At 64.7% G+C, this 25,858-nt stretch carries 30 protein-coding genes and 1 pseudogene; 11 read left to right on the top strand and 20 right to left on the bottom strand.

What is annotated here, in order from left to right; translation table 11 throughout:
- Positions 1-23: 23 nt before the first annotated feature.
- Genes V0R62_RS08100 through V0R62_RS08080 form a run of 5 tightly spaced genes read right to left on the bottom strand, consistent with a single transcriptional unit; the run spans position 24 to position 3,907 of the window.
- Complete coding sequence (locus V0R62_RS08100) at positions 24-656, bottom strand: SCO family protein (protein ID WP_028688687.1); 633 nt, start codon at positions 654-656, stop codon at positions 24-26.
- Positions 653-1,501: a heme o synthase gene (gene cyoE, locus V0R62_RS08095; RefSeq protein ID WP_232966696.1), complete on the bottom strand. Its 849-nt coding sequence runs from the start codon at positions 1,499-1,501 to the stop codon at positions 653-655. The genes V0R62_RS08100 and cyoE overlap by 4 nt, the downstream gene beginning before the upstream one ends.
- Before the next feature lie 35 nt (positions 1,502-1,536).
- Complete coding sequence (locus tag V0R62_RS08090; RefSeq protein WP_330103359.1) at positions 1,537-2,610, bottom strand: COX15/CtaA family protein; 1,074 nt, start codon at positions 2,608-2,610, stop codon at positions 1,537-1,539.
- 9 nt (positions 2,611-2,619) lie between these two features.
- On the bottom strand, positions 2,620-3,198 hold the full coding sequence (locus V0R62_RS08085; protein WP_330103358.1) for a hypothetical protein: 579 nt from the start codon (positions 3,196-3,198) through the stop codon (positions 2,620-2,622).
- Positions 3,164-3,907, bottom strand: a complete 744-nt coding sequence (locus V0R62_RS08080) for an SURF1 family protein (protein WP_330103357.1) — start codon at positions 3,905-3,907, stop codon at positions 3,164-3,166. Before V0R62_RS08080 ends, V0R62_RS08085 begins: the two co-directional genes overlap by 35 nt.
- Positions 3,908-3,969: 62 nt before the next feature.
- Here V0R62_RS08080 and V0R62_RS08075 point away from each other — a divergent pair.
- Positions 3,970-4,167, top strand: a pseudogene (locus tag V0R62_RS08075) (twin transmembrane helix small protein); the annotation flags it as partial.
- Between the two features lie 15 nt (positions 4,168-4,182).
- Here the strand turns inward: V0R62_RS08075 and V0R62_RS08070 are convergent.
- From V0R62_RS08070 to coxB, 4 genes are read right to left on the bottom strand one after another with little or no spacing between them, the layout of a single operon-like run.
- Positions 4,183-5,070, bottom strand: a complete 888-nt coding sequence (locus tag V0R62_RS08070) for a cytochrome c oxidase subunit 3 (protein WP_050703184.1) — start codon at positions 5,068-5,070, stop codon at positions 4,183-4,185.
- Positions 5,071-5,086: 16 nt separating this feature from the next.
- On the bottom strand, positions 5,087-5,644 hold the full coding sequence (locus V0R62_RS08065) for a cytochrome c oxidase assembly protein (protein ID WP_330103356.1): 558 nt from the start codon (positions 5,642-5,644) through the stop codon (positions 5,087-5,089).
- Positions 5,645-5,654: 10 nt separating this feature from the next.
- Positions 5,655-7,244, bottom strand: a complete 1,590-nt coding sequence (gene ctaD / locus V0R62_RS08060; RefSeq protein ID WP_050703182.1) for a cytochrome c oxidase subunit I — start codon at positions 7,242-7,244, stop codon at positions 5,655-5,657.
- A gap of 31 nt (positions 7,245-7,275) precedes the next feature.
- Entirely contained in the window at positions 7,276-8,403 is a 1,128-nt protein-coding gene (gene coxB, locus V0R62_RS08055; RefSeq protein WP_330103355.1) for a cytochrome c oxidase subunit II, read from the bottom strand.
- A 381-nt stretch (positions 8,404-8,784) separates the two neighbouring features.
- On the opposite strand from coxB, the gene V0R62_RS08050 reads away from it, so the two are divergent.
- On the top strand, positions 8,785-9,426 hold the full coding sequence (locus tag V0R62_RS08050) for a hypothetical protein (RefSeq protein WP_110736057.1): 642 nt from the start codon (positions 8,785-8,787) through the stop codon (positions 9,424-9,426).
- A 133-nt stretch (positions 9,427-9,559) separates the two neighbouring features.
- Here the strand turns inward: V0R62_RS08050 and V0R62_RS08045 are convergent, their stop codons facing one another.
- From V0R62_RS08045 to prlC, 5 genes are all read right to left on the bottom strand, one after another.
- The gene (locus V0R62_RS08045; protein WP_408005638.1) at positions 9,560-11,095 is read right to left on the bottom strand and encodes a SulP family inorganic anion transporter; all 1,536 of its coding nucleotides are present in this window, start codon (positions 11,093-11,095) and stop codon (positions 9,560-9,562) included.
- Between the two features lie 188 nt (positions 11,096-11,283).
- Complete coding sequence (locus V0R62_RS08040; RefSeq protein ID WP_050703179.1) at positions 11,284-12,003, bottom strand: carbonic anhydrase; 720 nt, start codon at positions 12,001-12,003, stop codon at positions 11,284-11,286.
- A gap of 297 nt (positions 12,004-12,300) precedes the next feature.
- Complete coding sequence (locus V0R62_RS08035) at positions 12,301-13,356, bottom strand: PA0069 family radical SAM protein (RefSeq protein WP_408005637.1); 1,056 nt, start codon at positions 13,354-13,356, stop codon at positions 12,301-12,303.
- 183 nt (positions 13,357-13,539) lie between these two features.
- Positions 13,540-13,818 (bottom strand): YheV family putative zinc ribbon protein, encoded by a 279-nt coding sequence (locus V0R62_RS08030; RefSeq protein WP_110736062.1) that lies wholly within the window; start codon positions 13,816-13,818, stop codon positions 13,540-13,542.
- A complete protein-coding gene (gene prlC, locus V0R62_RS08025; RefSeq protein ID WP_330103353.1) occupies positions 13,815-15,902 on the bottom strand; it encodes an oligopeptidase A in 2,088 nt (695 codons plus the stop codon). The genes V0R62_RS08030 and prlC overlap by 4 nt, the downstream gene beginning before the upstream one ends.
- 66 nt (positions 15,903-15,968) lie before the next feature.
- On the opposite strand from prlC, the gene V0R62_RS08020 reads away from it, so the two are divergent.
- The gene (locus V0R62_RS08020) at positions 15,969-16,517 is read left to right on the top strand and encodes a gamma carbonic anhydrase family protein (RefSeq protein WP_110736065.1); all 549 of its coding nucleotides are present in this window, start codon (positions 15,969-15,971) and stop codon (positions 16,515-16,517) included.
- Between the two features lie 102 nt (positions 16,518-16,619).
- Positions 16,620-17,270, top strand: a complete 651-nt coding sequence (locus V0R62_RS08015) for an HAD family hydrolase (protein ID WP_330103352.1) — start codon at positions 16,620-16,622, stop codon at positions 17,268-17,270.
- A gap of 33 nt (positions 17,271-17,303) precedes the next feature.
- Here V0R62_RS08015 and V0R62_RS08010 read toward each other — a convergent pair whose 3' ends face one another.
- Positions 17,304-18,374 (bottom strand): aminopeptidase, encoded by a 1,071-nt coding sequence (locus tag V0R62_RS08010; protein WP_330103351.1) that lies wholly within the window; start codon positions 18,372-18,374, stop codon positions 17,304-17,306.
- 88 nt (positions 18,375-18,462) lie between these two features.
- Here V0R62_RS08010 and V0R62_RS08005 point away from each other — a divergent pair, with 88 nt between their 5' ends.
- Together V0R62_RS08005 and V0R62_RS08000 are read left to right on the top strand one after the other, a co-directional pair.
- Positions 18,463-18,882, top strand: coding sequence for a PA0061/PA0062 family lipoprotein (locus tag V0R62_RS08005; protein WP_330103350.1), 420 nt, complete (start codon positions 18,463-18,465; stop codon positions 18,880-18,882).
- A gap of 55 nt (positions 18,883-18,937) precedes the next feature.
- Positions 18,938-19,351 carry a PA0061/PA0062 family lipoprotein gene (locus V0R62_RS08000; protein ID WP_028688711.1) on the top strand — a complete coding sequence of 138 codons (414 nt, stop codon included), beginning with the start codon at positions 18,938-18,940 and terminating at the stop codon, positions 19,349-19,351.
- Between the two features lie 149 nt (positions 19,352-19,500).
- Here V0R62_RS08000 and V0R62_RS07995 read toward each other — a convergent pair whose 3' ends face one another.
- Positions 19,501-19,734: a DUF1161 domain-containing protein gene (locus tag V0R62_RS07995; RefSeq protein ID WP_186712217.1), complete on the bottom strand. Its 234-nt coding sequence runs from the start codon at positions 19,732-19,734 to the stop codon at positions 19,501-19,503.
- Positions 19,735-19,900: 166 nt separating this feature from the next.
- Between V0R62_RS07995 and V0R62_RS07990 the strand changes: the two genes are divergently transcribed.
- Complete coding sequence (locus V0R62_RS07990; protein WP_330103349.1) at positions 19,901-20,905, top strand: LLM class flavin-dependent oxidoreductase; 1,005 nt, start codon at positions 19,901-19,903, stop codon at positions 20,903-20,905.
- 73 nt (positions 20,906-20,978) lie between these two features.
- On the opposite strand, the gene V0R62_RS07985 is transcribed toward V0R62_RS07990, so the two are convergent.
- Positions 20,979-21,200, bottom strand: a complete 222-nt coding sequence (locus tag V0R62_RS07985; RefSeq protein ID WP_110736077.1) for a DUF1161 domain-containing protein — start codon at positions 21,198-21,200, stop codon at positions 20,979-20,981.
- A 102-nt stretch (positions 21,201-21,302) separates the two neighbouring features.
- The gene (locus V0R62_RS07980) at positions 21,303-21,518 is read right to left on the bottom strand and encodes a dodecin (protein WP_011531496.1); all 216 of its coding nucleotides are present in this window, start codon (positions 21,516-21,518) and stop codon (positions 21,303-21,305) included.
- Between the two features lie 150 nt (positions 21,519-21,668).
- Between V0R62_RS07980 and V0R62_RS07975 the strand changes: the two genes are divergently transcribed.
- Positions 21,669-21,992 carry a DUF883 family protein gene (locus tag V0R62_RS07975; protein WP_330103348.1) on the top strand — a complete coding sequence of 108 codons (324 nt, stop codon included), beginning with the start codon at positions 21,669-21,671 and terminating at the stop codon, positions 21,990-21,992.
- On the opposite strand, the gene V0R62_RS07970 is transcribed toward V0R62_RS07975, so the two are convergent.
- Positions 21,989-22,882, bottom strand: coding sequence for a LysR family transcriptional regulator (locus tag V0R62_RS07970; RefSeq protein WP_330103347.1), 894 nt, complete (start codon positions 22,880-22,882; stop codon positions 21,989-21,991). The genes V0R62_RS07975 and V0R62_RS07970 overlap by 4 nt on opposite strands.
- A gap of 110 nt (positions 22,883-22,992) precedes the next feature.
- Between V0R62_RS07970 and trpB the strand changes: the two genes are divergently transcribed.
- The 3 genes from trpB (at position 22,993) to V0R62_RS07955 (ending at position 25,450) form a co-directional block, all read left to right on the top strand.
- A complete protein-coding gene (gene trpB / locus V0R62_RS07965) occupies positions 22,993-24,210 on the top strand; it encodes a tryptophan synthase subunit beta (RefSeq protein ID WP_011531493.1) in 1,218 nt (405 codons plus the stop codon).
- Entirely contained in the window at positions 24,207-25,016 is an 810-nt protein-coding gene (trpA, locus tag V0R62_RS07960) for a tryptophan synthase subunit alpha (RefSeq protein ID WP_330103346.1), read from the top strand. Before trpB ends, trpA begins: the two co-directional genes overlap by 4 nt.
- A gap of 128 nt (positions 25,017-25,144) precedes the next feature.
- On the top strand, positions 25,145-25,450 hold the full coding sequence (locus V0R62_RS07955) for a hypothetical protein (protein ID WP_330103345.1): 306 nt from the start codon (positions 25,145-25,147) through the stop codon (positions 25,448-25,450).
- 37 nt (positions 25,451-25,487) lie between these two features.
- On the opposite strand, the gene V0R62_RS07950 is transcribed toward V0R62_RS07955, so the two are convergent.
- Positions 25,488-25,820, bottom strand: a complete 333-nt coding sequence (locus tag V0R62_RS07950) for a DOPA 4,5-dioxygenase family protein (protein ID WP_330103344.1) — start codon at positions 25,818-25,820, stop codon at positions 25,488-25,490.
- Between the last annotated feature and the right edge of the window lie 38 nt (positions 25,821-25,858).

Raw genomic sequence — 25,858 nt, 5'->3', positions numbered from 1 at the left:
CCCCCCGCGACTCATTTCTACGGTCAGTCGCGCTTGACCAGCCCCGGCAACTGCGCCACCAGCTTCTGGTTGTTGAACGGCGCACGAATGAACCCGCGCTGGCGCCCGTCCGGGCCGACCACCGCCAGGTTGCCGCTGTGATCCACGGTGTAGCCCGGCTTGCTGGTATCGGCCGGGATGAACGGAATGCTCAAGGCATTGGCCAGCTTCTGGGTGTCCTCGATCGACCCTGCCACCCCGACGAAATCCTTGTCGAAGTAACCCAGGTACTGCTTGAGCTGGTTCGGCGTGTCGCGGTTCGGGTCGACGCTCACCAGCACCACCTGCAAACGCTCCAGTGCCTCCTTGGGCAGCTCGCTCTTCACCTGGCGCAGCTGGGCCAGGGTGGTCGGGCAGATGTCCGGGCAATAGGTGTAGCCGAAGAACAGCAATGACCACTTGCCCTTGAGCTGGTCCAGCACCAGCGGCTGGCCGTTCTGGTCGGTCATGGTCACGTCGGGCACGGTGCGGCTCTGCGGCAGCAGGATGATGCCGGCATCGATCAGCTCGGTGGGGTTCAACTGACCACGGTCGTTGAGCACCTTGTTGACGGTCAGGCCCATGATCAGCGCGACCAGGGCAACGAGGATGAAGACGGTTTTCTGGGTTCGGGTCATAGGTTCAGCAACAGGTAGTGGTCTACGAGCAACGCGATGAACAGGGCGAACAGGTAGCCGATAGAGTACTTGAACGTCTTGATCGCCGCGTGCGGCCGGGTGCCACGGTACAACACCCAGGCCCAGTGCAGGAAGCGCAGGCCCAGCCCCAGGGCACAGGCCAGGTACAGCGGTCCGCTCATGTGGATGGCATAGGGCAACAGGCTCACCGCCAGCAATATCAAGGTGTAGAGCAGGATGTGCAGGGCCGTGTAGCGCTCGCCGTGGGTAACGGGGAGCATGGGAATATCAGCTTTTGCGTACTCCTCCTTGCGATGAATCGCCAGGGCCCAGAAGTGCGGCGGCGTCCAGGCGAAGATGATCAGCACCAGCAGCAGTGGTTCGGCGCCCAGGTGCCCGCTGACCGCCACCCAGCCCAGCAACGGTGGGGCCGCTCCTGCCAGGCCGCCGATCACGATGTTCTGCGGCGTGGCACGCTTGAGAAAGCCGGTGTAGAGCACCGCGTAACCGAGCAGCGAGGCCAGGGTAAGCCAGGCGGTGAGGGGGTTGGTAAACGCCAGCAGCAGGGCCATCCCCGCCACGGCCAGCAGCAAGGCAAACAGCAACGCCGGCAGGGGCGCCACCCGGCCCTGGGCCAGCGGGCGCTTGTGGGTGCGGGCCATCAGCGCATCGACGCGGCGGTCGACCACGTGGTTGACCGCCGCCGCGGCCCCCGCGCACAAGCCTATCCCCAGGTTGCCGAACAGCAGGACGCTCCAGGCCACCCCCGCGCGAGTGGCGAGAAACATGCCCACCAGCGAGGTGATCAGCATCAGCACCACCACCTTCGGTTTGGTCAGTTCCATGTAGTCGCGCCATCCGGCGCGCTGGCGTTCCGTGCTCAGAAGCGTCGCCACGAATCGTTCCTCATGTGATGAGAGAGATGCACGCCGGTCACCGGCGTCAGGCGCCAGCCATGGCCCACACGGACCTTGTCGACCACGCGGATGCGGTAGTTGACCAGCACCATGCACAGCAGCAGCAGGGCGCCGCCAGCGTTGTGCGCAACGGCCACGCCCAGGGGCAGGTGGAACAGCACGTTGCTGATGCCCAGGCCCAGTTGCAGCGCCAGCGCCAGCAACACCAGGCGGGCCAGGCCACCGAGACCGTGGAGGTGCAGCTTCCAGCTCAGGATCAGCAACACCAGCATGACCAGCAACGCGCCCAGGCGATGGCTGATATGAATCGCGGTGCGCGCGTCACTGTCCAGCTGCCCGCCGAGGTAATTGGGACCGACGTGCTGGGTCAGGTGGAAGCCGTTGCTGAAGTCCGCCGCCGGCCACCACTGGCCGTGGCAGGTGGGCAGGTCGATGCAGGCCACCGCCGCGTAGTTGGCGCTGACCCAGCCCCCCAGAGCGATCTGGCCGATGACCACCAACAGCGCCAGCGCGGCGATCCGGCGCAGGCTCAACGGCAGTTTCGGCAATGGCGCAAAGGCCCGGGATAGACGCAGGGACAGCAGGAAAAGCAGGCTCACTGTGGTGAACCCGCCGAGCAGGTGCGCGGTCACCACCTGCGGCCACAGCTTCAGCGTCACGGTCCACATGCCGAACGCCGCCTGGGCCAGCACCACCCCCAGCAGCAACACCGGCAGGCGGTAGGGCTGGCCGTCGCGGGCATGCCGGCGCACGGCCTGGAAGGCGAGCAGGGCGATCACCAGCGCCAGGGTGCCGGCGAAATAGCGATGGACCATCTCGGCCCAGCCCTTGGCTTCTTCCACCGGGTGCTCGGGGAAGTGCAACTCGGCATGGGCCAACTGGGCATCGGTCTTGGGCACGCTGATGAAGCCGTAGCACCCCGGCCAGTCGGGGCAGCCCAGGCCGGCATGGGTCAACCGGGTATAGGCGCCGAGCAGCACCACCAGCAACGCCAGCAGGGTGGCGAACACAGCGAGACGGAATCCGGGTCTGGCCATGGCGGCCTCCTAGCCGATGTTGGACAGCTTGAGCAGGTGGCGCAGGTCGTCCAGCACATGCTTGCCGTTGACCTTGGCGTCGTAGCGCAGCACCAGGTTGCCGTGGGGGTCGACGATCCACAGCTGCGGGCCTGCGTCGCCGACCTTCTGCACATAGCGCTGAGCGTCCAGTGGGTAGCGCTGCAACTGCGGGTATTCGCGGCCCAGCAGCGCCTGGTAGTCGGCGGCCAGCGGCTGGGCCGCCGCCAGGGCATGGCTGGCGCGGCTGGCGTCGCGGCCCAGGCCGACCTGGATCTGCCGGGCCAGGTACACCAGTTGCCGGCACTCCTCGGCGCAGGTCTCGGGGGCGCTGACCAGCAACTGCCAGCGCTCGTCCCGGGCATCGATGCCGATGTCCTCGCGGCCCTCGCCATTGCCGATCATCACGCCGTGATAGCTGCGCCCCTCCGGCACCCAGAACTTGAGCTTGTACATGAAGGTGGCAAGGATCATCGGCCCGAGCACGACGAACAGGATCAGCAACAGTTGCAGACGACCCCGCGGCTTGCGGCGGTCAGGCGCGTCCAGTGGACTCGTGGCGGCGGCCATGGCGGTTCTCCTTGTCGTTGTGATGCCAGCCGAAATACAGGTAGAGCAGCACCAGCGTGGTGGCCAGGGCGAACCACTGCACGGCGTAGCCCTGATGCTTTTCCGGGCCCATGGCGACCACCGGCCAGTCCAGGCGGTAGGCGGCCGGGCCGGGCTGCAGGCGCAGTTCCTGGGCGAAGCCTTCGCGGCCCAACTGCTCCCAGAGCCCGGCCGGGTCGATTGCCGTCAGCAGTTGCGGCCAGCGGCCGTCCGGGTTGTCCGGGTGCAGCTGGAAGGTCTTGCCCGGCGCCACGTAGACCGTGGCGTCCAGCGCCAGGGCCTGGTCCGGGGTGTCGAAACGCACCGGCACCCGGCGATCGGGCCAGGGCAGCCAGCCGCGGTTGACCAGCAGCCACAGCCCGCTGGCCTGGTCGTGGAAGGGTTGCAGCAGCTCGACGCCGGCCTTGCCATCGCGCATCTGGTTGTCCAGCAACAGGCTGTGCGCGGCGTCGAAGCGGCCATACAGGTGCACCGGGTAGAACGCCGGGTCCGGCAGTTGGCGCAGCTGTTCGACAGCGACCGGCGCCTCGATCTGGCGCTCGGTGTAGGCGGCGAGCAGGTCGCGCTTTTCGTCGGCGCGGCGCAGCTGCCAGCAGCCGAGCGCGATCAGGCCCGGCAGCAGCGCGAGCACCACCAGGGTCGGCAGCAGGCCGGGGCGAAACGGCTTCACCGGGGCCTCGTCAGGTCGAGCGCTATACTTGTATTCATCACCGCATCCCCCGGAGTTACGCCATGCTCAAGGCCGCGATAGTCCTGATGCTGCTGGCCACCATCGCCAGCCTGTTCAGTGGCCTGGTGTTCCTGGTCAAGGACGACGACCAGTCGACCCGCCTGCTCAAGGCCCTTACCGTGCGTGTCGCCCTCGCCACCCTGACCATCGCGCTGGTGGCCTGGGGGCTGATCAGCGGGCAACTGGTGTCGCCCGCTCCCACGAGATGCAAGGCCCTAAAGCACATACACAAAGATGAACAACCCCACCCACACCACATCCACGAAGTGCCAGTACCAGCTCGCCGCCTCGAAACCGAAGTGCTTGTCCGGCTCGAAGTGCCCGCGCATCACCCGGCAGAACATCACGAACAGGATCAGTGTCCCCAGCGTCACGTGGGCGCCGTGGAAGCCCGTAAGCATGAAGAACGTCGCGCCATAGATTCCCGACCCCAGGGTCAGCCCCAGCTTGTTATAGGCCTCGTGGTACTCGTAGGCCTGCAGCGCGAGGAACCCCAGCCCCAGCAAGATGGTCAGCCCCAGCCACAGCTTCAGCGGGCCGCGATGACCTTTGCGCAGGGCATGGTGGGCGATGGTCACGGTCACGCTGGAGCTCACCAGCAGGATGGTGTTGATCAGCGGCAGGTGCCACGGGTCGATGACTTCCTTCGGTGGCGGGAACAGTTTCGGGTCCGGCGTGTGCAGCAGCGGCCAGACGAACTCGAAGTTGGGCCAGAGCATGTGTGCCACGCCCTTGGCTCCATCGCCCCCCAACCACGGCCCGGCCAGCACCCGCACGTAGAACAGCGCGCCGAAGAAGGCCAGGAAGAACATCACCTCGGAGAAGATGAACCAGCTCATGCCCCAGCGGAACGAGCGGTCCATCTGCGCGCTGTACAGCCCGGCATGGCTCTCCTTGATCACCGCGCCGAACCAGCCGAACAGCATGTACGCCAGGAACAGCCCACCGACGAAGAAGATCAGCGGCCCGTGGGATTCCGGGTGGCCGGCCTTGAGGTCGTTGAACCAGGTGCCCAGGCCGAACACGGTGATGAACATGCCGATCGTGGCGATGATCGGCCACTTGCTCTGCGCCGGGACGTAGTAGTGCTCGTGGCTTGCCATGCTTGATCTCCTTCCCTCAACGGGCGGCCTCGGTCGCGGCATGGGCGACCGGCGGGTGGCGAGCGGTGATGTCGAACAGGGTGTAGGCCAGGGTCAGGTGCTTCACCGACTCCGGCAGGTCGCGGTCGACGATGAAGCGCACCGGCATCTCGATGCGCTCGCCCGGCTGCAGCACCTGCTGGGTGAAGCAGAAGCACTCGGTCTTGTGGAAGTACGCCGCGGCCTCGGCCGGGGTGATGCTGGGAATGGCCTGGGCACTCATCGGCTGGTTGGTCGGGTTGCGGGCGATGAAGATCATCTGGTTCACCGCCCCCGGGTTGACCTCGATCTGGTCGGCGGTGGAATGAAATTCCCAACTCATGTCACCGGCGTTGGTGGACATGAACTGCACCCGCACCGAGCGCGACGGGTCGCTCACCTGGGTACCTGCATATTGCCCGCCGGTCTTGCCATTGATGCCGAAGGCCTTGCACATCACGTCGTAGATCGGCACCAGGGCGAAGCCGAAGGCGAACATCACCACGGTCAGCATCAGCAGGCGGGTGACCAGGCGTTTGAGCGACAGGCCGTCCATGGGCGGGCTCCTACTTCACTTCCGGTGGGGTCTGGAAGGTGTGGTAGGGCGCCGGCGACGGGACCGACCACTCCAGGCCTTCGGCGCCGTCCCAGGGCTTGGCCGCTGCCGGCGCGCCGCCGCGGATGCACTTGATGACGATGAACAGGAAGAAGATCTGCGTGGCGCCGAACATGAACGCGCCCACCGACGAGACCATGTTGAAGTCGGCGAATTGCAGGTTGTAGTCCGGGATCCGCCGCGGCATGCCGGCCAGGCCGACGAAGTGCATGGGGAAGAAGGCCAGGTTCATGCCGACGAACGACAGCCAGAAGTGCAGCTTGCCGAGGGTTTCGTCGTACATGTGGCCGGTCCACTTCGGCAGCCAGTAGTAGGCCGAGGCAAAGATGCCGAAAATCGCCCCGGGCACCAGCACGTAGTGGAAGTGGGCGACCACGAAGTAGGTGTCGTGGTACTGGAAGTCCGCCGGCGCAATGGCCAGCATCAAACCGGAGAAACCACCGATGGTGAACAGGATGACGAAGGCGATGGCGAACAGCATCGGTGTCTCGAAGGTCAGCGAGCCTTCCCACATGGTGCTGACCCAGTTGAACACCTTCACCCCGGTGGGCACGGCGATCAGCATGGTCGCGTACATGAAGAACAGCTCGCCCACCACCGGGATGCCGACCACGAACATGTGGTGGGCCCAGACGATGAACGACAGGAAGGCGATCGCCCCGGTGGCGTAGACCATCGAGGTGTAGCCGAACAGCGGCTTGCGCGAGAACGCCGGGATGATCGAGCTGACCGCGCCGAAGGCCGGCAGGATCATGATGTACACCTCGGGGTGGCCGAAGAACCAGAACACGTGCTGGAACAGCACCGGGTCGCCACCGCCAGCGGCGCTGAAGAAGCTGGTGCCGAAATGAATGTCCATCAGCATCATGGTCACCACGCCGGCCAGCACCGGCATCACCGCGATCAGCAGGAACGCGGTGATCAGCCAGGTCCAGACGAACAGCGGCATCTTCATCAGGGTCATGCCCGGGGCGCGCAGGTTGAGGATGGTGGCGATCACGTTGATCGCGCCCATGATCGAGCTGATGCCCATCAGGTGGATGGCGAAGATGAAGAAGGTCACGCTGGCCGGCGCGTAGGTGGTCGACAGCGGGGCGTAGAAGGTCCAGCCGAAGTTCGGCCCGCCGCCGGGGCTGAACAGGGTCGAGACCAGCAGCAGGAACGCCGCCGGCAACAGCCAGAAGCTGAAGTTGTTCATCCGCGGCAGGGCCATGTCCGGCGCGCCGATCATCAGCGGGATCATCCAGTTGGCCAGGCCGACGAAGGCCGGCATCACCGCGCCGAACACCATGATCAGCCCGTGCATGGTGGTCATCTGGTTGAAGAACGCCGGCTCCACGATCTGCAGGCCGGGCTGGAACAGCTCGGCGCGGATCACCATGGCGAACGAGCCACCGAGCAGGAACATGCTGAAGGCGAACCACAGGTACATCGTGCCGATGTCCTTGTGGTTGGTGGTCAGCACCCAGCGCATCAGGCCCTTGGCCGGGCCGTGGGCGTGTTCATGACCGTGGGCGTGGTCGTCGATCACTGCACTCATGTCCTGTCTCCTGCAACCCTAAGGCACCGGTTCATTTGCTTTCCGCCTGCTTGAGCGCCAGCACGTCCTTCGGCGTGACCATGTCGCCCTTGTTGTTGCCCCAGGCGTTGCGTTCGTAGGTGACCACGGCGGCGATATCGACCTCCGAGAGCTGCTTGCCGAACGCCGCCATGGCGGTGCCGGGCTTGCCATGGAAGACGATGCCCAGGTGGGCTTCCTTGGGCCCGGTGGCGATCTTCGAGCCCTTGAGCGCCGGGAACATCGGCGGCAGGCCCTGGCCTTCGGCCTGGTGACAGGCCACGCAGGTGGTGTGGTAGACCTTGTCGCCGCGGGCGACCAGCTCTTCGAGGGTCCATTCCTTGCTGGTCAGCTCCTTGAGCTTGGCCGCCTCGGCCTTGCGCTCGCCAAGCCAGGTGTCGTAGTCGGCCTTGGACTTAACCTCGACCACCACCGGCATGAAGCCGTGGTCCTTGCCGCACAGCTCGGTGCACTGGCCACGGTAGATGCCCGGCTTCTCGACCCGGGTCCAGGCCTCGTTGACGAAGCCGGGGATGGCGTCGCGCTTGACCGCGAAGGCCGGCACCCACCAGGAATGGATGACGTCGGCGGCGGTCACCAGGAAGCGCACCTTGGCGCCCACCGGCAGCACCAGCGGCTGGTCGACCTCGAGCAGGTAGTGCTCGTCCTTCGGCGACTTGTTGTGGATCTGCTCGGCGGGGGTGGCCAGGTTGCTGAAGAACTCGACGTCCTGGCCCAGGTACTTGTAGTGCCACTTCCACTGGTAGCCGGTGACCTGGATGTCGATATCCGAGTCGCTGGCGTCGTAGATGTCGATCAGGGTCTTGGTGGCCGGGATGGCCATGACTACCAGGATCAGGAAGGGAACCACCGTCCAGAGGATCTCGACCCAGGTGTGCTCGTGGAAGTGCGCGGCCTGCTGCCCGGTCGAGCGGCGGTGGATGACCATCGACCAGAACATCGCGCCGAACACCACGATGCCGATGATCACGCAGATCCAGAAGATGGTCATGTGCAGGTCGAACACTGCGTGGGAGACTTCCGTCGCCCCGGGCGCCATGTTCACCGTCCATGCTGCCTGTGCCTGACCGAAAATCGACCACAGCAACAGGCCCATCCAGACATGTGGATGTCGCATCATTGCGGGTTCCCCTTATCGTTCTTGTAGTCCCGGAGGCGTGGACGACCTGCTACGACAAAGGGGGGAACGGTGGCCAAGACTGCCTGGCTTCGACGACCGAGCCCCCTGCTTAAGGCAGTCGGGCCTCATCAACGAATCACGTTTCACCCGGAGTATAGACACCGACCAATGGTGCGCAACGCGGGCCTTGAAATGATCTTCACAAAACCAAACGTTTGCGCTGAAAGCCGCGTGGATACTGGGCCGGGCCACAATAATGGCACATTGATATAGCCAATTTCCTACACGCATCTCAGCGATATAACAAATGCGTCTTAGCGATTCTCGTAAGCAAGCTAACTTAGTGTCTTCCGTTTGTAACGCCATGTCCCTGGAGTTGTCATGAACATCGCTGCTGTACGCGAGCAGATCGAAAATGCCCATCAACATGAGAGCCGCACAGGCCAACTGAAAGCCCGCCTCGAACTGCAACTGCCACACCTGCATCCATCGATCCAACTACCCCAGCAGGATGCCCAGGGTACCTTGGCGCGCTTTGTCGGCGCCTATATCAACGAGGTTCCGGAACTGCTCGAGGCCGCGCACAACGTAGCGCTCGAAGCAGGCATCGAGACGCAGATCAAACCGGTACTGAAGATTGCCGAGGCCTATTTCCTGCAGCCTCCGAGCGTGATGGCGGGGCAGGTCGGGCTGGATTGCCTGCTGGACGAGGCCTACCTGGCGCATCGCCTGGTCGAGGAGGTCAACGACCTGTATATCCGCCATTTCCAGCAACCGCTGATTCCGGTGGATACCACGGTCGCCAACCTGATCGCCCATCAGCTGATCGGCGAGACGTTTGCCAACCAGCTGGATGAGGTGGTGCACCATTCGGTGGATGAGATGCTTGATGACGAAAGCTTTGCAGCCGAGTCGGTGGAGGCTTACCGCGACAAGCTGTCGAGCCCGGCAACTGGCGCTGCGTGGAAGCGCTGGCCGTGCCTGTCGCGCCAGCTTGGCGTGGAGTTGGGGCAGTCGGCCTGAATTCAACATTAATGCAACCTGGGCCGGCCCCTTCGCGGGCAAGCCCGCTCCCACAGGTACGGCGCTGTTCTCAAGGACAACGCTGTACCTGTGGGAGCGGGCTTGCCCGCGAAGAGGTCGCTACAGACTTACGCTAAACCCCAACCCCCGCCGTAGTCCGCAACCGTCCCTCGACCCGGCGCTTCAGACGCCGCTGTTCCAGCACCAGCCGCGAACCCTTGGCCGCGCCACTGCGCCCCCAGTCCTCGAGCAACTCCAGGCAGGAATGGTCGATATAGCTCAGGTTGCCCAGCGGCACATGCAAGGTGGTCCCCTCCGGCACCGTATCCAGCACCTGGGTCAGCGCCGGCACCTTGAGAAAGGTCGCCGCGCCGCTCAGGCGCAACTCCATGTGCCCCGGCGTACCCAATACCACCAGGTTGATCTTCAACCGCGCCGCCTTCAACGCCAGCTTCAGCAGGGTCAGGGCAAAGCCCAGCAGCACGCCGGTCAACAGGTCGGTAAAGATGATCGCCAGTGCCGTCGCCGCATAGGTGAACATCGGCATCCGCCCATAACGGCCCAGCCCACGGAACGCCTTGAAGTCCACCAACTTGACCCCGGTATAGACCAACACCCCGGCCAGGCTGGCCACAGGGATCTGCTGCAGCACGCTGCTCAGCGCCACCACGAAGGCCAGCAGCCAGAGCCCATGGAAGATCGCCGAGGCCCGTGTCTGCGCGCCGGCCTGGACGTTGGCCGAGCTGCGCACGATCACCCCGGTCATCGGCAGCGCACCGAGCACCCCGCAGAGCATGTTGCCGATGCCCTGCGCCGACAGCTCACGGTCGAAGTCCGAACGCTGGCCGCTGTGCATGCGGTCGACGGCGGCGGCGGACAGCAAGGTCTCGGCGCTGGCGATGAAGGCCAGGGCGAAGGCCGCCACCAGCAGGGTCGGGTCGGCCAACTTGAGCAGGTCATCCGGGCGCAACCAGTCGATGGCTTCAGATAAATCGGCCGGCACCTGAACGCGGTTGACCGGCAGCGCCAGCCACAGGCTGACGGCGGTCATCGCCGCCACCCCGAGCAGGGCTCCGGGAATGAAGCGCAGGCGTTGCGGGCGCAGGCGCTCCCAGCCCCACATGATGGCGATCGTGCCCAGCCCAAGCGCGCCGGCCTGCCAGCCATTGCCCGCGCTTTCCAGCGGCAGGGCCGAAGCCAGCGTCGCCGGGAAGCCCAGCAGGTTGTCCACACCCGAGGGCTGTGGCGCCGTGTCGAACATCACATGCACCTGGGACAACACGATCAGCACGCCGATCCCGGCGAGCATGCCATACACCACCGCCGGCGCCGTGACCCGGAACCAACAGCCCAGGCGCAGGCGCCCGGCCAGCAGTTGCAGCAGACCGGCCAGCAACAGGATCGGCCCGAGCATGGCCATGCCGTGCTGGCGCACCAGTTCGAACACCAGCACCGCCAGCCCCGCCGCCGGGCCGCTGACCTGCAAAGGCGAGCCGGCGAGAAAGCCCACCACGATACCGCCAATGATGCCGGTGATCAGTCCTTTGGCCGGTGGCATGCCCGAGGCGATGGCAATGCCCATGCACAACGGCAGGGCGACCAGGAAGACCACCACCGAAGCCAGCAACTCGCGCGGCAGGGCCGCCTTTATCTGTGTCATGTTCACCATGTAGCTCCTTTCTAAATTCACGGCCATTCCGCTGGCCGCTAGCACGGGGAACCCTGAATGACGCGCAGGCGCAGGCCGCCAGCGGGTCTGCCGGCAAGGCATTCAGGGAGATTCAAGGCAGGCGAAGGCCGCGCCGCACCCATCGGGTGCAGCCGGTAATCAAGGCTTTTTCAGCGTGTTCGGGTCGCTTAGTAGCGGCCTCTCGGTGTGGCAGAGGGGATCGGCTGACCTGCGGTCAGCGGCAGGAAGCGATCGCTGGCGGCGTCGTAGGCTTCGATCTGGCTGGTCTCGATGTCATACAGCCAGCCATGGATGTGCAACTGGCCCGCAGCCAGGCGCGAGGCCACCGATGGGTGGGTGCGCAGGTGGTGCAGCTGGGCGATGACGTTTTCCTTGGTCACCAACTGCATGCTTTCGTGCGGGGTGTCGCAGGAGCAATTGTCTTCGACCACGGTACGCGCCACCTCGGCGTGGCGCAGCCAGGCCGCGACAGTCGGCATCTTGTCCAACGAGTGAGGGTTGAGCACCGCGCGCATGGCGCCGCAGTCGGAGTGACCGCAGACGATGATGTGGTGCACGCCCAGGGCCAGCACCGCGTATTCGATGGCGCTCGACACACCGCCGTTCATCTGGCCATACGGCGGCACGACGTTGCCGACGTTACGGGTGACGAACAGGTCGCCCGGCGAGCTCTGGGTGATCAGTTCAGGCACGATGCGCGAGTCGGCGCAGGTGATGAACATGGCGCGCGGCTTCTGCGCGGTGGCCAGTTTCTTGAACAGCTCTTGCTGCTCGGGGAAGACTTCGGTGTGGAACCGCAGGAAGCCGTCGACGATATGCTTGAGGGCGGCATCGGCGCTTTCGGCGGGTGCGGCCGGGACAACCTTGGATGGGTCCTTGACGGGCATGATTCATCCTCTTGACGGTTTGAAAGTGAATTCCATGTTACCGGGGAAAGATTGGGGTGACGCGGGGATTTAGATGACGCGCACGGGGAAATAATCACAGTCACTGCTGACTCATGACTCACGCTAGCGTAGGAAACTTAACTGAAACTTAATTGCGCAGGCTCTAGAACGGGCGTTCTAGATAGGCGAGGGGAGTGCTGGATAATAGCAAAAAAGCATCAGATGCCAAGCTTCATGAGTGAAATTGTTGGGTTGTCTTAGTTGTACTTATAGCTCCTGATCCGAGAAATTACGCTGCTAGAACAACGCCATCTGTGCGCCCGGGACGCAGAAGGCGGTGCAATCGAGCTGCAATTCCTCACGCCCCTCGAACCCCAGCCGCCTGGCCGCCTTGCGAAAGCGCTGCGCCAGCAATTCGGCGAACACCCCTTCACCGCGCATCCGCGCACCGAAGCGACTGTCGTACAGTTCACCCCCACGGCTCTGACGAATCAGGCTCAGCACATGCGCGGCCCGCTGCGGGTAATGATCGTGCAGCCACTGCTCGAACAACGGCGCCACCTCCAGCGGCAGGCGCAGCATCATGTACGCCGCGCTCTGCGCGCCGGCCTCCTTCGCCGCCTCCAGCAGGTGCTCCAGCTCGCTGTCATTGATCATCGGGATCATCGGCGAACACAGCACGCCCACCGGAACGCCGGCCTCGCGCAGCACGCGGATCGCCCGCAGGCGCGCCCTCGGTGCTGCCGCGCGGGGTTCGAGGGTGCGCTTAAGCTCATCGTCGAGAGTGGTGAGGCTGATCATCACCCGCACCAGGCGTCGACTGGCCAGTTCGCTGATCAGATCAAGGTCGCGCAGTATCAGCGAGCCCTTGGTGACGATGGTTACCGGGTGACGGTAGCGCAGCAGCACTTCGAGCAAGCGTCGGGTGAGCTGGTACTCGCGCTCGATGGGCTGGTAGGGGTCGGTGTTGGAACCCAGGTTGATCGGTGCGCAGACGTAGCCGGGCTTGCTCAATTGCTGTTCAAGTACCTCGGCGGCATTGGTCTTGGCGATCAGCCTGGTTTCGAAATCGAGGCCGGGAGAGAGGTCCCAGTAGGCGTGGCTGGGGCGGGCATAGCAGTAGATGCAGCCGTGTTCGCAACCGCGGTAGGGGTTTATGGAGCGGTCGAAGGGCAGGTCGGGGGAGGTGTTGCGGGCGATGATGGTCTTGGCCGTCTCGATCCGCACCTCGGTGCCCTGGGTGAGTGGGACTTCCTGGTACCAGCCATCGTCCTCGACCACTGAAACGCTCGGGGCGAAGCGGTTGTGGGGGTTGTCGGCGGTGCCGCGGCCACGAATGGGGGCTGGTTTCATGATGAGAACCCGGATTACTGTATATGCATACAGTAATCCGGGATTGAATGGAGTGCCAGTGCCGTCAGGCGGATTCAGGGGCCGTTGCACGGCCCATCGCGGCACAAGGCCGCTCCTACAGGGGATCGCGATTGCCTGTAGGAGCGGCCTTGTGCCGCGATGGCCCGCAGAGCGGGCCCAGGCTTACTCCGGCTTCTTCAGCTTCGGATTGGGGAAGAACTGCACGGTCTGCACCTTGGCCGGCGCCGCCTTGGGCGCCAGGTGGTTGACCCGGGTGCCCAGCTCCGAGGGTACCGACAGGCCCTGTTCGTTCAGGGTATCGGTGAACCCGCAGGCCACGCACTCGCGGTGCGGCACGCCGTCCTCGTTCCACATCATCAGCTTGTCCATCTCGCTGCACGCCGGGCAGACCGCCCCGGCGATGAAACGTCGCTTGCTCTTGCTCACGGCTACCTCGCTCATGCCGCCGCGTCCTCGGTGAGGCCACTGTGGCGCAGCAATGCATCGATGGAAGGCTCACGGCCCCGGAAGTCGACGAACAGCACCATCGGCTCGCGGGAACCGCCACGGGCCAGGATGGCTTCGCGGAAGGCACGGCCGGTCTCGGCGTTCAGCACACCTTCTTCCTCGAAACGCGAGAAGGCATCGGCCGACAGCACTTCGGCCCACTTATAACTGTAGTAACCCGCCGCGTAACCGCCGGCGAAGATGTGGGCAAAGCTGTTGGGGAAGCGATTGTAGGCCGGCGGGCGCATCACCGAGACCTCGTCGCGCACGCCTTCGAGCACCTGCAGCACGCCGCGGCCGTCGCCGTGGGTGGCGTGCAGCTCGAAGTCGAACAGCGAGAACTCCAGCTGGCGCACCATCATCATGCCGGACTGGAAGTTCTTCGCCGCCAGCATCTTGTCCAGCAGGTCCTGGGGCAGCGGCTCGCCGGTTTCGTAGTGGCCGGAAATCAGCGCCAGGCCCTCAGGCTCCCAGCACCAGTTTTCCATGAACTGGCTCGGCAGCTCCACTGCGTCCCAGGCCACACCGTTGATGCCGGACACGCCGGCATGCTCGATGCGGGTCAGCAGGTGGTGCAGGCCATGGCCGAACTCGTGGAACAGGGTGGTGACTTCGTCGTGGGTCAGCAGCGCAGGCTTGCCGGGCGTGGCCGGGGTGAAGTTGCACACCAGGTTGGCCACCGGGCTCTGCAGCGAGCCCGCGGCGGTGCGGCGGTGATCGCGGGCACCGTCCATCCAGGCGCCGCCACGCTTGTTGGCGCGGGCATAGAGGTCGAAGAAGAAGCGGCCGACGTGCTGGCCGTTTTCCTTGATCTCGAACAGGCGCACGTCCGGGTGCCAGCTGTCGAAGCCCTTGAGCTCGGCGATCTCGATGCCGTACAGGCGCTGGACGATGGCGAACAGGCCGGTCAGTACCTTGTCGATCGGGAAGTAGGCGCGCAGGGCTTCCTGCGACACGCTGTAGCGCTGTTCGCGCAGCTTCTCGCCGAAATAGCCGGCGTCCCAGCTGGCCAGCCCAGGGGTGCCCTGCTCGGCGGCGTAGGCCTTGAGCTGCTCCAGGTCCTGGGCGGCGAACGGCTTGGAACGCTTGGCCAGGTCACGCAGGAAGCTCAGCACCTGGTCGCTGGACTCGGCCATCTTGGTGGCCAGGCTCAGCTCGGCGAAGTTCGGGTAGCCCAGCAGCTTGGCAAGCTCCTGGCGCAGGTCGAGGATTTCTTCCATCACCGGGCCGTTGTCGAACTGGCCGGCGTTCGGACCCTGGTCGGAGGCGCGGGTGCAGTAGGCGGCGTACAGCTCTTCGCGCAGGGCGCGGTCGTCGGCATAGGTCATCACCGCGTAGTAGCTGGGGAATTCCAGGGTGATCAGCCAGCCGTCGAGGCCCTTGGCCTGGGCGGCGGCGGCCATCTGCGCCTTGGCCGAATCGGTCAGGCCGGCGAGGGCGGCCTCGTCGGTGACATGCTTGGTCCAGGCCTGGGTGGCGTCGAGCAACTGGTTGGAGAAGCGGCTGCCCAGCTCGCTGAGCTTGCTCTGCACTTCGGCGTAGCGCTGCTGCTTGTCGGCCGGCAGGTCGATGCCCGACAGGCGGAAGTCGCGCAGGGCGTGGTCGATAATGGTCTTCTGCGCCACGTCGAAGCCGGCGGCCTCGGGGCTGGCGGCCAGGGCTTCATAGGCTTCGAACAGGGCACGGTTCTGGCCCAGTTCGGTGGAATAGGCGCTCAGGGCCGGCAGGCACGACTCATAGGCCTCGCGCAGTTCCTGGCTGTTGCACACCGCATTGAGGTGGCTGACCGGGCTCCAGGCAGCGCCCAGGCGGTCGTTGAGTTCGTCCATGGCCAGCACCAGGCCGGCCCAGGTCGGGTTCTTGCCCTGCTTTTCGAGGATCTCGGCGATGGCCTTGCGGTTGTCGGCGAGGATCTGCTCGATCGCCGGCAGCACATGCTCGGCGCGGATTGCCGAGAAGGGCGGCAGATCATGGGACTGCAGCAGCGGGTTGTTCGCACTCACGGTTCGGGTACCTTGGCAGGAGAAACACGGGACCATCTTAATTACAATCGACGCCGACCGCAGCAGGCAGCCTGCCTATCGGCATTGCAGAGGAACACTATCATGGCCCTCCGGACCTTCCAGCAACACACGCCGAAAGTGGGAGCACGGGCCTTCGTCGACCGCTCGGCGGTGGTCATCGGCGACGTCGAGATCGGCGAGGACAGCTCGATCTGGCCGCTGACCGTGGTGCGCGGCGACATGCACCGCATCCGCATCGGCGCGCGCACCAGCGTGCAGGACGGCAGCGTGCTGCACATCACCCACGCCGGGCCGTTCAACCCCGACGGTTTTCCGCTGATCATCGGCGACGAGGTGACCATCGGTCACAAAGTCATGCTGCATGGCTGTACCCTGGGTAATCGCATCCTGGTCGGCATGGGCAGCACCATCATGGACGGCGCCATCGTCGAGGACGAAGTGATCATCGGCGCCGGCAGCCTGGTGCCGCCGGGCAAGCGCCTGGTCAGCGGCTACCTGTACATGGGCAGCCCGGTGAAGCAGGTGCGCCTGCTGAGCGAGCAGGAACACGCGTTCTTCCCCTACAGCGCCGGCAACTACGTGAAGCTCAAGGACCAGCACCTGGCCGAAGGCTACGACCAACCGGAATGACCCCTTCGCGGGTAAACCCGCTCCCACAGAGCCAGCACACAGCCTGTGGGAGCGGGTTTACCCGCGAAGCAGTCGACCCAGAATTCGAGCGGAACCTACTCCATGCACCAACAGAACATCCTTTTCGACCTCGACGGCACCCTGACCGACCCGCGCTCAGGGATCACCCGCTCGATCCAGTACGCCCTGGCCAAGCTGGGCATCGACGAGCCGGACCTGACCCGCCTCGAGCACTTCATCGGCCCACCCCTGTTGCAGGCCTTCATGCAGTTCTATGGCTTCGACGAGGCCAAGGCCTGGGACGCGGTGAACTTCTACCGCGAGCGCTTCAAGGTCACCGGGTTGTACGAGAACCTGGTGTTCGACGGCGTGCCGCAGTTGCTGCAGGCGCTCAAAGGCCAGGGCCGCACCCTGTATATCGCCACTTCCAAGCCGTGGGTGTATGCCCGCGAGATCGCCCGGCATTTCGAGTTCGACCACCACTTCAAGGTGATCTACGGCAGCGAGCTGGACGGCACCCGCACCAACAAGGTCGAGCTGATTCGCCACCTGCTGGACGAAGAAGGGCTGGGCCCGGCGCAGACCCTGATGATCGGCGACCGCAAGCATGACCTGATCGGTGCGCGCAGCAATGGGTTGCAGGCCGTGGCGGTGGGCTATGGGTTCGGCAGTCGGGAGGAACTCGAGGGCGAGGCGCCTGCGTTCCATTTCGAGACACTGGCCGAGTTGCATCAGGCGTTCATCAGAGGCTGACATGTATCGGGGCTGCAAAGCGGCCCCTTTATCTCAAGGCCTTGCCATCAACCGTCCAAGCACCGCCTTGCGCTGTCCGATCGGCATCCGCCCCAGCGCCTCGACCCGCTCATAGAACAGTCCCCAGTCCCCACCAACCTCATCGAACAGCTTCGAAAACGCCGGAACCCACTGGTCATAAAGCCCAAAAGGCAGCAGCTTGGCATTGTTCAACGGCGCAAAGATCCAGGCATCGAAACGCCGATCCCCGCCCCAGTCACGGTCCCTCACCTCGCGGTACTCCCGCCGCAACAGCTCGAACTCGGCCTGCTTGGCCGCCCGCTTGCCCGCCTCATCCAACGGCCCGGCATAGATCGCCTGCAACCGCTCGCGACTGGCCAGCACCAAGCGGGTGAACTGCTCGCGCTGCCTGGCGCCAGCATCCTCGATGGCTGCCAACCCACGCGCGGCACGCCATTGCCGCGTGCCCTCCTGTTCGACGAACGAGGCGAACGACTCGTTGAACTCGGTATCGTCCTGCACGTAGAAGCGCTGGTGCGCCAGCTCATGGAAGATCACCGTGGCCAGGCGCTCATCGCCCCAACCGGCCATGGTCGACAGGATCGGATCGTCGAACCAGCCCAGGGTGGAATATGCCTCCACCCCCCCCACATAGACATCCAGGCCTTCCTGGCGCATCAACGCCGCCGCGCCGCGGGCCGCGCCCTGTCGGTAATAACCACGGTAGGCCACGCAGCCGGCGATGGGGAAGCAATGGGTCACCGGTTGCAACGACAATTCAGGGGTGGCGAACACATTCCACACCACATACGGTCGACCCAGGTCGGCGTAGACCCGGTAACTGCCGTTGTCCGGCAACTTCAACTGCGCGCTGGCAAACGCCCGGGCCTTTTCGGCGAACAACAGGCGCTGGCGCAGCACCGGGCTGGTGGCCGGATCCCCGATCACCCGGTCCAGCGGCTGGCGTGCCCGCAACAGCTGCCACTGGCCCTCGGCCAACTGGCCGTAATACCCCACGCTGGAGCAACCGCTCAGCAGGACGCCCAGCGCCACGGGAACCAAACGGGTGAAAACGCGGTCGAGAACCCGACGGCTGCAGCGCATGAAAAGAAAAAGTCCAAACATCGAGGCTGTCTATCTCGCTCGTCGGCCGAATGCGACCAAGACTATCTCGCCAAGGGGAAGCTTCGCCATGCGTACTCTGCTGTTTGCCGCCGGCACGCTCGTGCTGTTGTCCGGTTGTGCCTCCTTCCTGCCCCGCGCCGACCCAAACCAGGCCTGGATCGACCTGGCCCCTGGAGACAACGACTCGCTGCACGCCCTGCAGGTCGATGAGCGCGACTGGGCCGACACCCGCTATTTCCAGGTGCAGCCCGGCAATCACGAGCTGACCGTGCGCTACCAGTTCACCGTGACGCCCAGCAACATCGGCCCGGTGGACGAGCCGCTATGGCGCGACTGCCAGCTCAATCTCACCTACAAGGACTTCACCGCCGGGCAACGCTACCAGATGCAGGCGGGCAGCATCGGTTTCCGCCCCTGGATCAAGCTCTACGACCAGCAGCAGAAATTGATCGGCCAGGGCGAGCCGGCAGGCTGCCAGCGCACCTGAACCCCGCGAACGGCGCTATGCTTGTAACCTGTGAACCGCGAGCGGGAGTTTCACCATGCGCCAGCCCATGATGCTGATGGCCCTCAGTGCCCTGGGGGCGTGCGCCAGCCCCTTGCCGCCCGTAGACCCAGGCAAGGCCTGGGTCGATCTCTACACCATCACCCCCGGCAGAACCATCATGGCCGACCGTCTGGACGGCCAGCGCCTGGACGACGGCCGCTACTTCCAGGTGACGCCCGGCAAGCATGAGCTGGTGGTGCGCTTCGATTACGAGATCTATTCCGGCGGCTTCAGCACCGACCCCACCGAGCGAACCTGCTACCTCACCGTGCGCTACAACGACTTCAAGGCCGGCCAGCGTTATCGCCTGGAGGCGCGGGCCCCGGCGATGCAGCCGCAGGTGCTGCTGTACGACGCCAACCGCAAGGTGGTGGTCAACGAGCCGAGCAACGTGACCTGCATTCCCTAGGACTCACAGCCATTCGCCTGCAGGAGCGGCCTTGTGTCGCGATGGGGCTGCGCAGCAGCCCCGGCGATTTTTGTTTGATGCTGAAATCCTGGGGCCGCTACGCGCCCCATCGCGACACAAGGCCGCTCCTACAGAGGTGAAGGCCGGCCTTAACGATCGTTCTTCTGGTAGATGATCTTCTTCGTGCCGCCCTCGCAGCTGCCGACGACCATGTTCTGGTCCCGGACTTCGCTGTTGGGCACGATTTCCAGCGTATAGGAGGTCACCCCGCGCGCCTGGATCTTCGCTTCGATCTCGGCCTTCAGTTCCTCGCACGGCTTAGGCGCGGCCAGTGCGGCAGTGGCCAGCAGGGAAACCAGCACACCCATTGCTACGCGGATCATGGAACGGCTCCTGAAACAGGGCAGACGCGCTGCCAACGCTGGTTAGACTACAGGAAACCGCCGCCGTTGCGCCGCCCTGCAAAAGCCCGTCGCCCATTGAATCCTTCGAAAGTGCCCATACAGAGGTTCAAAGGCCCTTGGCCAACCACCTGATGCGGAGGCTCCAATGACGCACCTGCGAGACCTGAAGATTTCCACCCTCGACCTGGTGCCTGTGCGCGCCGATGGCGGCCCCGCGCAGTCGCTGCGCAACTCGCTGGACCTTGCCCAACACGTCGAGCGCTTCGGCTACAACCGCTTCTGGGTCGCCGAACACCACAACATGGACGGCATCGCCAGTTCGGCCACCGCCGTGCTGATCGGCTACCTGGCCGGCGGTACCTCGACCATCCGCATCGGTTCCGGCGGGGTGATGCTGCCCAACCATGCGCCGCTGGTGATCGCCGAGCAATTCGGCACCCTGGCCAGCCTGTACCCGGGGCGTATCGACCTGGGCCTGGGCCGCGCCCCGGGTTCCGACCAGATGACCGCCCGCGCCCTGCGCCGTGAACGCTCCGGCAGTGCCGACGACTTCCCCGACGATGTCGAGGAACTGTCGCGCTACCTCGGCCCGCGTACAGATGATCAAAAAGTGATCGCCGTGCCCGGCCATGACACCGAGGTGCCGATGTGGCTGCTCGGCTCCAGCCTGTTCAGCGCCCAGCTGGCCGGCATGCGCGGCATGCCCTACGCCTTCGCCTCGCACTTCGCGCCGCGCTACATGCACGAGGCCATTCGCATCTATCGCGACCATTTCAAGCCGTCCACCACGCTGGACAAGCCTTACGTGATGCTCGGCATTCCGATGGTGGTGGCCGAGACCGACGAGAAGGCCGAGTACCTGGCGACCTCGGTGTACCAGCGCATCCTCGCGCTGATCCGGGGCCAGAGCCTGATGCAGCGCCCACCGGTCGAGAGCATGAATGGACTATGGCTGCCCCATGAGCGCGATGCAGTGAGCAGCTTCCTGGGCCTGGCGATGATCGGCAGCCCGCAGAAGGTGCGGGCGAAGGTGGAGGTGCTGCTGGAACAGACCGGGGCGGATGAGCTGATCTTCACCAGCGACCTGTACGAGCATGCCGACCGGATCAGGTCTTATGAGCTGATGGCGCAGGCCCTGAAAGCCGATTAAAGGCCATCGCGGGGCAAGCCCGTTCTCACAGGATACGTTCCGTGGGAGCGGGCTTACCCCGCGATAAGGCCAGTCAACCGCGGCGGTAGACAATCTCCTTGGTCCCACCCTCGCAGGTGCCGACCACCTTGCCCGCCGGATCGCCCTTGTTGACGATCTCCAGCGTGTAGCCCTTCACACCCTTGGCATCCAGCTTCGCCGCAATCTCCGCCTTGAGCTCTTCGCACGGTTTGCCTGCCGCCAGCGCGCCACCGGCCAACGCCATCAGCCCCACGGCCAGAATCAACTTCTTCATCGATCGCTTTCCTTGTACAGATCAAAGACGAAAAGGGCGCGAAGCTCGCGCCCTGCAACCTTATTACCCGATCAGGCCGGGCAAGCCTAGCCCAGCTTCGTTTCAGCTGTTGGCGATGCGGAAGCCCACCTTCAGCGTCACCTGGAAGTGCGCGGCCTTGTTGTCGCGGATATGTCCGCGGGTATCGACCACTTCGAACCACTCCAGGTGCTTGATGCTCTTGCCGGCCTCGGCCAGGGCATTGTTGATCGCTTCTTCGATGCTGGTGGGGGAGGATCCGACCAGCTCGATCTTCTTGTAGGTGTGATGATCCGACATGAGCGCTCTCCTTGGTTGGGTAGTCCGTTGAGCCTAGCAGCGCAGGCCCGGTTTACCTGCGAGCGATCGCCGCAGGAGAAAGTTCGACTGCACTTTCCCACCACCGCGCAGTCGCACTTCTTACAGCCCATACCGCGAAGGAGAGTCAACATGCCACGCAATTCCCTGCGCCAAGCCTCCCTGGAAAGCATGGAAGCCGAGATCGAGAGCCTGCTCAAGACGCTGGAGCACCTCAAGCACGATGCCTCGGAGGAGTCGCACAAGACCATGAAGGCGCTGCGCGGCAATGCCGAGAACGCCCTCAAGCATTCGCGCAGCCTGCTCAGCGATGCCTACGAAGAAGTGAAGACCCGCACCCGCCAGACCGGCGTCGCCACCCGTGATTATGCCCAGCAGCACCCCTGGACCACCGCAGGCGTCGCGGTAGGCGCCCTTGGCCTGCTGGCCGCCTACCTGATGTGCCGGCGTAACTAGCCGGCCTGCTGCAGCTCCCGGCGCAGCCATTGCGCCAGCTGCTCGGCGCGCCCGTCCGCGGCGCGCCGGGGCACCCACAGGGCCAACGCGGCGCGGGTCGCAGAGAAGCCCCAAGGCGCAGCCAGTCGCCCGGCCTTCAGGTCGTCCGCCACCAGCGGCTGTGGCGCGATGGCCACGCCAAGGCCGGCCACCGCCGCCTCCAGCAGGTAGTACAAATGCTCGAATGCCTGGCCGTAACTGAGCGCGCCGGGCTCGATGCCATGCTGCTGCGCCCAGGTCGGCCAGGCCTGTGGCCGCGAGGTCGTGTGCAACACCGCCTCTCGTTGCAAAGCCACGGCTGGCGCGGCTTTCAAACGGTCGAAGCCTTCGAAGTGCGGGCTCATCACCGGACCGATCCGCTCCTCGGCGAGCACATGCACCTGCATGTCCGCCGGCCATGGCGGCTCGGCATAGACCAGCAGGGCATCCAGCCCCGGACGCCGCGGATCGAGATCGCCTTCGCCGGCTGAAAGGTGCAGGCGCAGTTCCGGCAAGTCAGCCTTCAAGCGCCCCAGCCGCGGGATGAACCAGCGCGCCAGCAGGCTGCCGGAACAGCCGAGCACGAAGGGCGCTTCGTCGGCATCGCGGGAAAGCTCGGCGCAGACGCTGCGCAAGCGGTCGAACGCCTCGAAGCTGGCATCACGCAGGCGCACCCCGGCATCTGTGAGTTTGACGCCACGCCCATCCTTGGCGAACAGGGCCACGCCCAGATGCTCCTCGAGCACCTTGATCTGTCGGCTGACGGCGCCATGGGTAACGTGAAGTGCCTCGGCAGCCTGGCTGACACTGTTCAGCCGGGCGGTCGCCTCGAAGGCCCGCAGGGCGTTGAGGGGGGGAAGGTCCTGGGCCATTTTACTTGTGAGTTTTCCTGACAGGTTTGCGCAATCTTATCGGTTTTCAGCCGGCCGCGTCGTGGTTAGAGTAAAGCCCATCACTCATCCATTACGCCCTGGAGCGCCCCATGACCCAGACCCAATACCGCGCCGGCCCCGATGCCAACGGCCTGTTCGGCTCGTTCGGCGGCCGCTACGTGGCCGAAACCCTGATGCCCCTGGTGCTGGACCTGGCCCGCGAATACGAAGCCGCCAAGGCCGACCCCAAGTTCCTCGAAGAACTGGCCTACTTCCAGCGCGACTACATCGGCCGCCCCAACCCGCTGTATTTCGCCGAGCGCCTGACCGAGCACTGCGGCGGCGCGAAGATCTTCTTCAAGCGTGAAGAGCTCAACCACACCGGCGCGCACAAGGTGAACAACTGCATCGGCCAGGTGCTGCTGGCCAAGCGCATGGGCAAGAAGCGCCTGATCGCCGAGACCGGCGCCGGCATGCACGGCGTGGCCACCGCCACCGTCGCTGCGCGCTTCGGCCTGCCTTGCGTGATCTACATGGGCGCCACCGACATCGAGCGCCAGCAGGCCAACGTGTTCCGCATGAAGCTGCTGGGCGCCGAGATCGTCCCGGTGACCGCCGGCACCGGCACCCTCAAGGACGCCATGAACGAGGCCCTGCGCGACTGGGTCACCAACGTCGAGGACACCTTCTACCTGATCGGCACCGTGGCAGGTCCCCACCCATACCCGGCGATGGTCCGCGACTTCCAGTCGATCATCGGCAAGGAAACCCGTGCCCAACTGCAGGAGAAGGAAGGGCGCCTGCCCGACAGCCTGATCGCCTGTGTCGGCGGCGGCTCCAACGCCATGGGCCTGTTCCACGACTTCCTCGATGATGCCAGCGTACAGATCATCGGCGTCGAAGCCGGCGGCCACGGCGTGCACACCGACAAGCACGCGGCCAGCCTGAACGGCGGCGTGCCGGGCGTGCTGCACGGCAACCGCACCTACCTGCTACAGGACGACGATGGCCAGATCACCGACGCCCACTCGATCTCCGCAGGCCTCGACTACCCCGGCATCGGCCCGGAGCACGCCTACCTGCACGAAGTGAAGCGCGTTGAGTACGTCAGCATCACCGACGACGAGGCCCTCGACGCCTTCCACGCCACCTGCCGCCTGGAGGGCATCATCCCGGCGCTGGAAAGCTCCCACGCCCTGGCCGAGGCGATCAAGCGCGCACCGAAGCTACCCAAGGACCACCTGATGGTGATCTGCCTGTCCGGTCGCGGCGACAAGGACATGCAAACCGTGATGAACCACATGGCCGCCCAGGAGAAACAGGCATGAGCCGTCTCGAACAACGCTTCGCCGAACTCAAGGCCGAAGGCCGTTCCGCCCTGGTCACCTTCGTCACCGCTGGCGATCCGGGCTACGATGCCTCGCTGCAGATCCTCAAGGGCCTGCCGGCCGCCGGTGCCGACGTGATCGAGCTGGGCATGCCGTTCACCGACCCGATGGCCGACGGCGTGGCCATCCAGCTCGCCACCCTGCGCGCCCTGGAAGCCGGCCAGACCCTGGCCAAGACCCTGCAGATGGTTCGCGAATTCCGTGTGGATAACCAGACCACGCCCATCGTGCTGATGGGGTATTACAACCCGATCCACCGTTTCGGCGTCGAGCAGTTCGTCGCCGAGGCGAAAGAGGCCGGCGTCGATGGCCTGATCATCGTCGACCTGCCGCCGGAGCACGACGCCGAGCTGGCCACCCCGGCCCAGGCCGCGGGCATCGACTTCATCCGCCTGACTACCCCGACCACCGACGATGCGCGCCTGCCGCGCGTGCTGGAGCGCAGCTCCGGGTTCGTCTACTACGTGTCGGTTGCAGGTGTGACCGGTGCCGGTTCGGCAACCACCGAGCATGTGACCGAGGCCATTGCGCGCCTGCGTCGGCATACCGATCTGCCGATCAGCGTTGGCTTTGGTATCCGCACGCCTGAACAGGCCGCCGCCATTGCCCGTCTGGCCGATGGCGTGGTGGTCGGTTCGGCGCTGGTCGACAAGATCGCCCAGGCCAAGGATGCCGGCCAGGCGGTGAAGGATGTGCTGAGCCTGTGCTCGGCATTGGCCGAAGGTGTGCGTGCTGCCCGGGCGTAGCACGCTGTACCTGAAGGAGTGGGTCTGCCCCACTCCTTCACCACCCTGACCTGGCATTTTTACCAGTAGCGCCAGAAGTTCTGCGGATCACATGATTAGCTTCCCATTTCGCTGAAGGAATAGCTGTCATGCGTACGTTCGGAACTGCTGCACTCCTGGCTCTGTTCATGATGGGCAACGCCATCGCAGCCACTTGCCCAGATAGCAAGACCATCAAGGAAACTGCCGGATCGGAGGATGGCCTGGATGGCTACGTCTATTCCGTCGAAAGTGGTAACTGGAGAGGCTTCGCACCGGATACCGACGATAAGGGCACCAAGGAAGTGGACCTTGCCACATTGAAACTCTCGGACTCCAAAGCCAGCGATACCTCTGTCATTTGCCGCTACACAGATGCCAAAGGCGGCGGATTGAGCCTTTCGCAGAAGAAGTGAGCCAACCGTTGAACAGCAGGCCAGGCCTGCTGTTCAATCACTCTTCGAAAATCGACAGATCCAACGGCCTGATCGCCCCCATCCAGATCGCATGATCGCGGTGATCCGCCAGCTCATCCCCGGTTTCCGGGTGCAGGAATACCACCAGCCCCTTGCGATACAGCGCCAGCCACGGCAGCACCACACCCACCACCTCCGGCCCGAAGGCCAGCTGGCAGCTCCAGTCCGGGTGCGGCCCGACCGGCTTCTGGTGCATGCGTCCCATGGTCACGGGAAACAGCCGCGTCGCTTCCTCGCACAGCTCACGGGCCTGTTCCATGGTCGATGCGTCGTAGTACACGTGGGCGTGATAGCCCTTGATCCTTTGCACGGTGGCTCCTGATTGCGGTAATGCGAACATCTTGAAGT

This window comes from Pseudomonas carassii (assembly GCF_036324045.1).
GTDB classification, from domain to species: Bacteria; Pseudomonadota; Gammaproteobacteria; order Pseudomonadales; family Pseudomonadaceae; genus Aquipseudomonas; species Aquipseudomonas peradeniyensis.
This window is presented reverse-complemented; position numbering and strand designations above follow the sequence as displayed.

What these genes read in the sequence shown, in the direction of transcription:
- V0R62_RS08015 (WP_330103352.1), top strand. Translation starts at nt 16,620, where the DNA reads ATGCACCAACAGAACATCCTTTTCGACCTCGACGGCACCCTGACCGAC.
- V0R62_RS08100 (WP_028688687.1), bottom strand. Translation starts at nt 656, where the DNA reads ATGACCCGAACCCAGAAAACCGTCTTCATCCTCGTTGCCCTGGTCGCG.
- V0R62_RS08010 (WP_330103351.1), bottom strand. Translation starts at nt 18,374, where the DNA reads ATGCGCTGCAGCCGTCGGGTTCTCGACCGCGTTTTCACCCGTTTGGTT.
- V0R62_RS07970 (WP_330103347.1), bottom strand. Translation starts at nt 22,882, where the DNA reads ATGGCCCAGGACCTTCCCCCCCTCAACGCCCTGCGGGCCTTCGAGGCG.
- V0R62_RS08090 (WP_330103359.1), bottom strand. Translation starts at nt 2,610, where the DNA reads ATGGCCAGACCCGGATTCCGTCTCGCTGTGTTCGCCACCCTGCTGGCG.
- V0R62_RS08070 (WP_050703184.1), bottom strand. Translation starts at nt 5,070, where the DNA reads ATGGCAAGCCACGAGCACTACTACGTCCCGGCGCAGAGCAAGTGGCCG.
- V0R62_RS08050 (WP_110736057.1), top strand. Translation starts at nt 8,785, where the DNA reads ATGAACATCGCTGCTGTACGCGAGCAGATCGAAAATGCCCATCAACAT.
- V0R62_RS07995 (WP_186712217.1), bottom strand. Translation starts at nt 19,734, where the DNA reads ATGATCCGCGTAGCAATGGGTGTGCTGGTTTCCCTGCTGGCCACTGCC.
- coxB (WP_330103355.1), bottom strand. Translation starts at nt 8,403, where the DNA reads ATGATGCGACATCCACATGTCTGGATGGGCCTGTTGCTGTGGTCGATT.
- V0R62_RS08065 (WP_330103356.1), bottom strand. Translation starts at nt 5,644, where the DNA reads ATGGACGGCCTGTCGCTCAAACGCCTGGTCACCCGCCTGCTGATGCTG.
- V0R62_RS08005 (WP_330103350.1), top strand. Translation starts at nt 18,463, where the DNA reads ATGCGTACTCTGCTGTTTGCCGCCGGCACGCTCGTGCTGTTGTCCGGT.
- V0R62_RS07955 (WP_330103345.1), top strand. Translation starts at nt 25,145, where the DNA reads ATGCGTACGTTCGGAACTGCTGCACTCCTGGCTCTGTTCATGATGGGC.
- cyoE (WP_232966696.1), bottom strand. Translation starts at nt 1,501, where the DNA reads ATGGAACTGACCAAACCGAAGGTGGTGGTGCTGATGCTGATCACCTCG.
- prlC (WP_330103353.1), bottom strand. Translation starts at nt 15,902, where the DNA reads ATGGTCCCGTGTTTCTCCTGCCAAGGTACCCGAACCGTGAGTGCGAAC.
- trpB (WP_011531493.1), top strand. Translation starts at nt 22,993, where the DNA reads ATGACCCAGACCCAATACCGCGCCGGCCCCGATGCCAACGGCCTGTTC.
- V0R62_RS08040 (WP_050703179.1), bottom strand. Translation starts at nt 12,003, where the DNA reads ATGCCCGTCAAGGACCCATCCAAGGTTGTCCCGGCCGCACCCGCCGAA.
- V0R62_RS08000 (WP_028688711.1), top strand. Translation starts at nt 18,938, where the DNA reads ATGCGCCAGCCCATGATGCTGATGGCCCTCAGTGCCCTGGGGGCGTGC.
- V0R62_RS08035 (WP_408005637.1), bottom strand. Translation starts at nt 13,356, where the DNA reads ATGAAACCAGCCCCCATTCGTGGCCGCGGCACCGCCGACAACCCCCAC.
- V0R62_RS08020 (WP_110736065.1), top strand. Translation starts at nt 15,969, where the DNA reads ATGGCCCTCCGGACCTTCCAGCAACACACGCCGAAAGTGGGAGCACGG.
- V0R62_RS08045 (WP_408005638.1), bottom strand. Translation starts at nt 11,095, where the DNA reads ATGGTGAACATGACACAGATAAAGGCGGCCCTGCCGCGCGAGTTGCTG.
- ctaD (WP_050703182.1), bottom strand. Translation starts at nt 7,244, where the DNA reads ATGAGTGCAGTGATCGACGACCACGCCCACGGTCATGAACACGCCCAC.
- V0R62_RS07990 (WP_330103349.1), top strand. Translation starts at nt 19,901, where the DNA reads ATGACGCACCTGCGAGACCTGAAGATTTCCACCCTCGACCTGGTGCCT.
- V0R62_RS08085 (WP_330103358.1), bottom strand. Translation starts at nt 3,198, where the DNA reads ATGGCCGCCGCCACGAGTCCACTGGACGCGCCTGACCGCCGCAAGCCG.
- V0R62_RS07975 (WP_330103348.1), top strand. Translation starts at nt 21,669, where the DNA reads ATGCCACGCAATTCCCTGCGCCAAGCCTCCCTGGAAAGCATGGAAGCC.
- trpA (WP_330103346.1), top strand. Translation starts at nt 24,207, where the DNA reads ATGAGCCGTCTCGAACAACGCTTCGCCGAACTCAAGGCCGAAGGCCGT.
- V0R62_RS07980 (WP_011531496.1), bottom strand. Translation starts at nt 21,518, where the DNA reads ATGTCGGATCATCACACCTACAAGAAGATCGAGCTGGTCGGATCCTCC.
- V0R62_RS08030 (WP_110736062.1), bottom strand. Translation starts at nt 13,818, where the DNA reads ATGAGCGAGGTAGCCGTGAGCAAGAGCAAGCGACGTTTCATCGCCGGG.
- V0R62_RS07985 (WP_110736077.1), bottom strand. Translation starts at nt 21,200, where the DNA reads ATGAAGAAGTTGATTCTGGCCGTGGGGCTGATGGCGTTGGCCGGTGGC.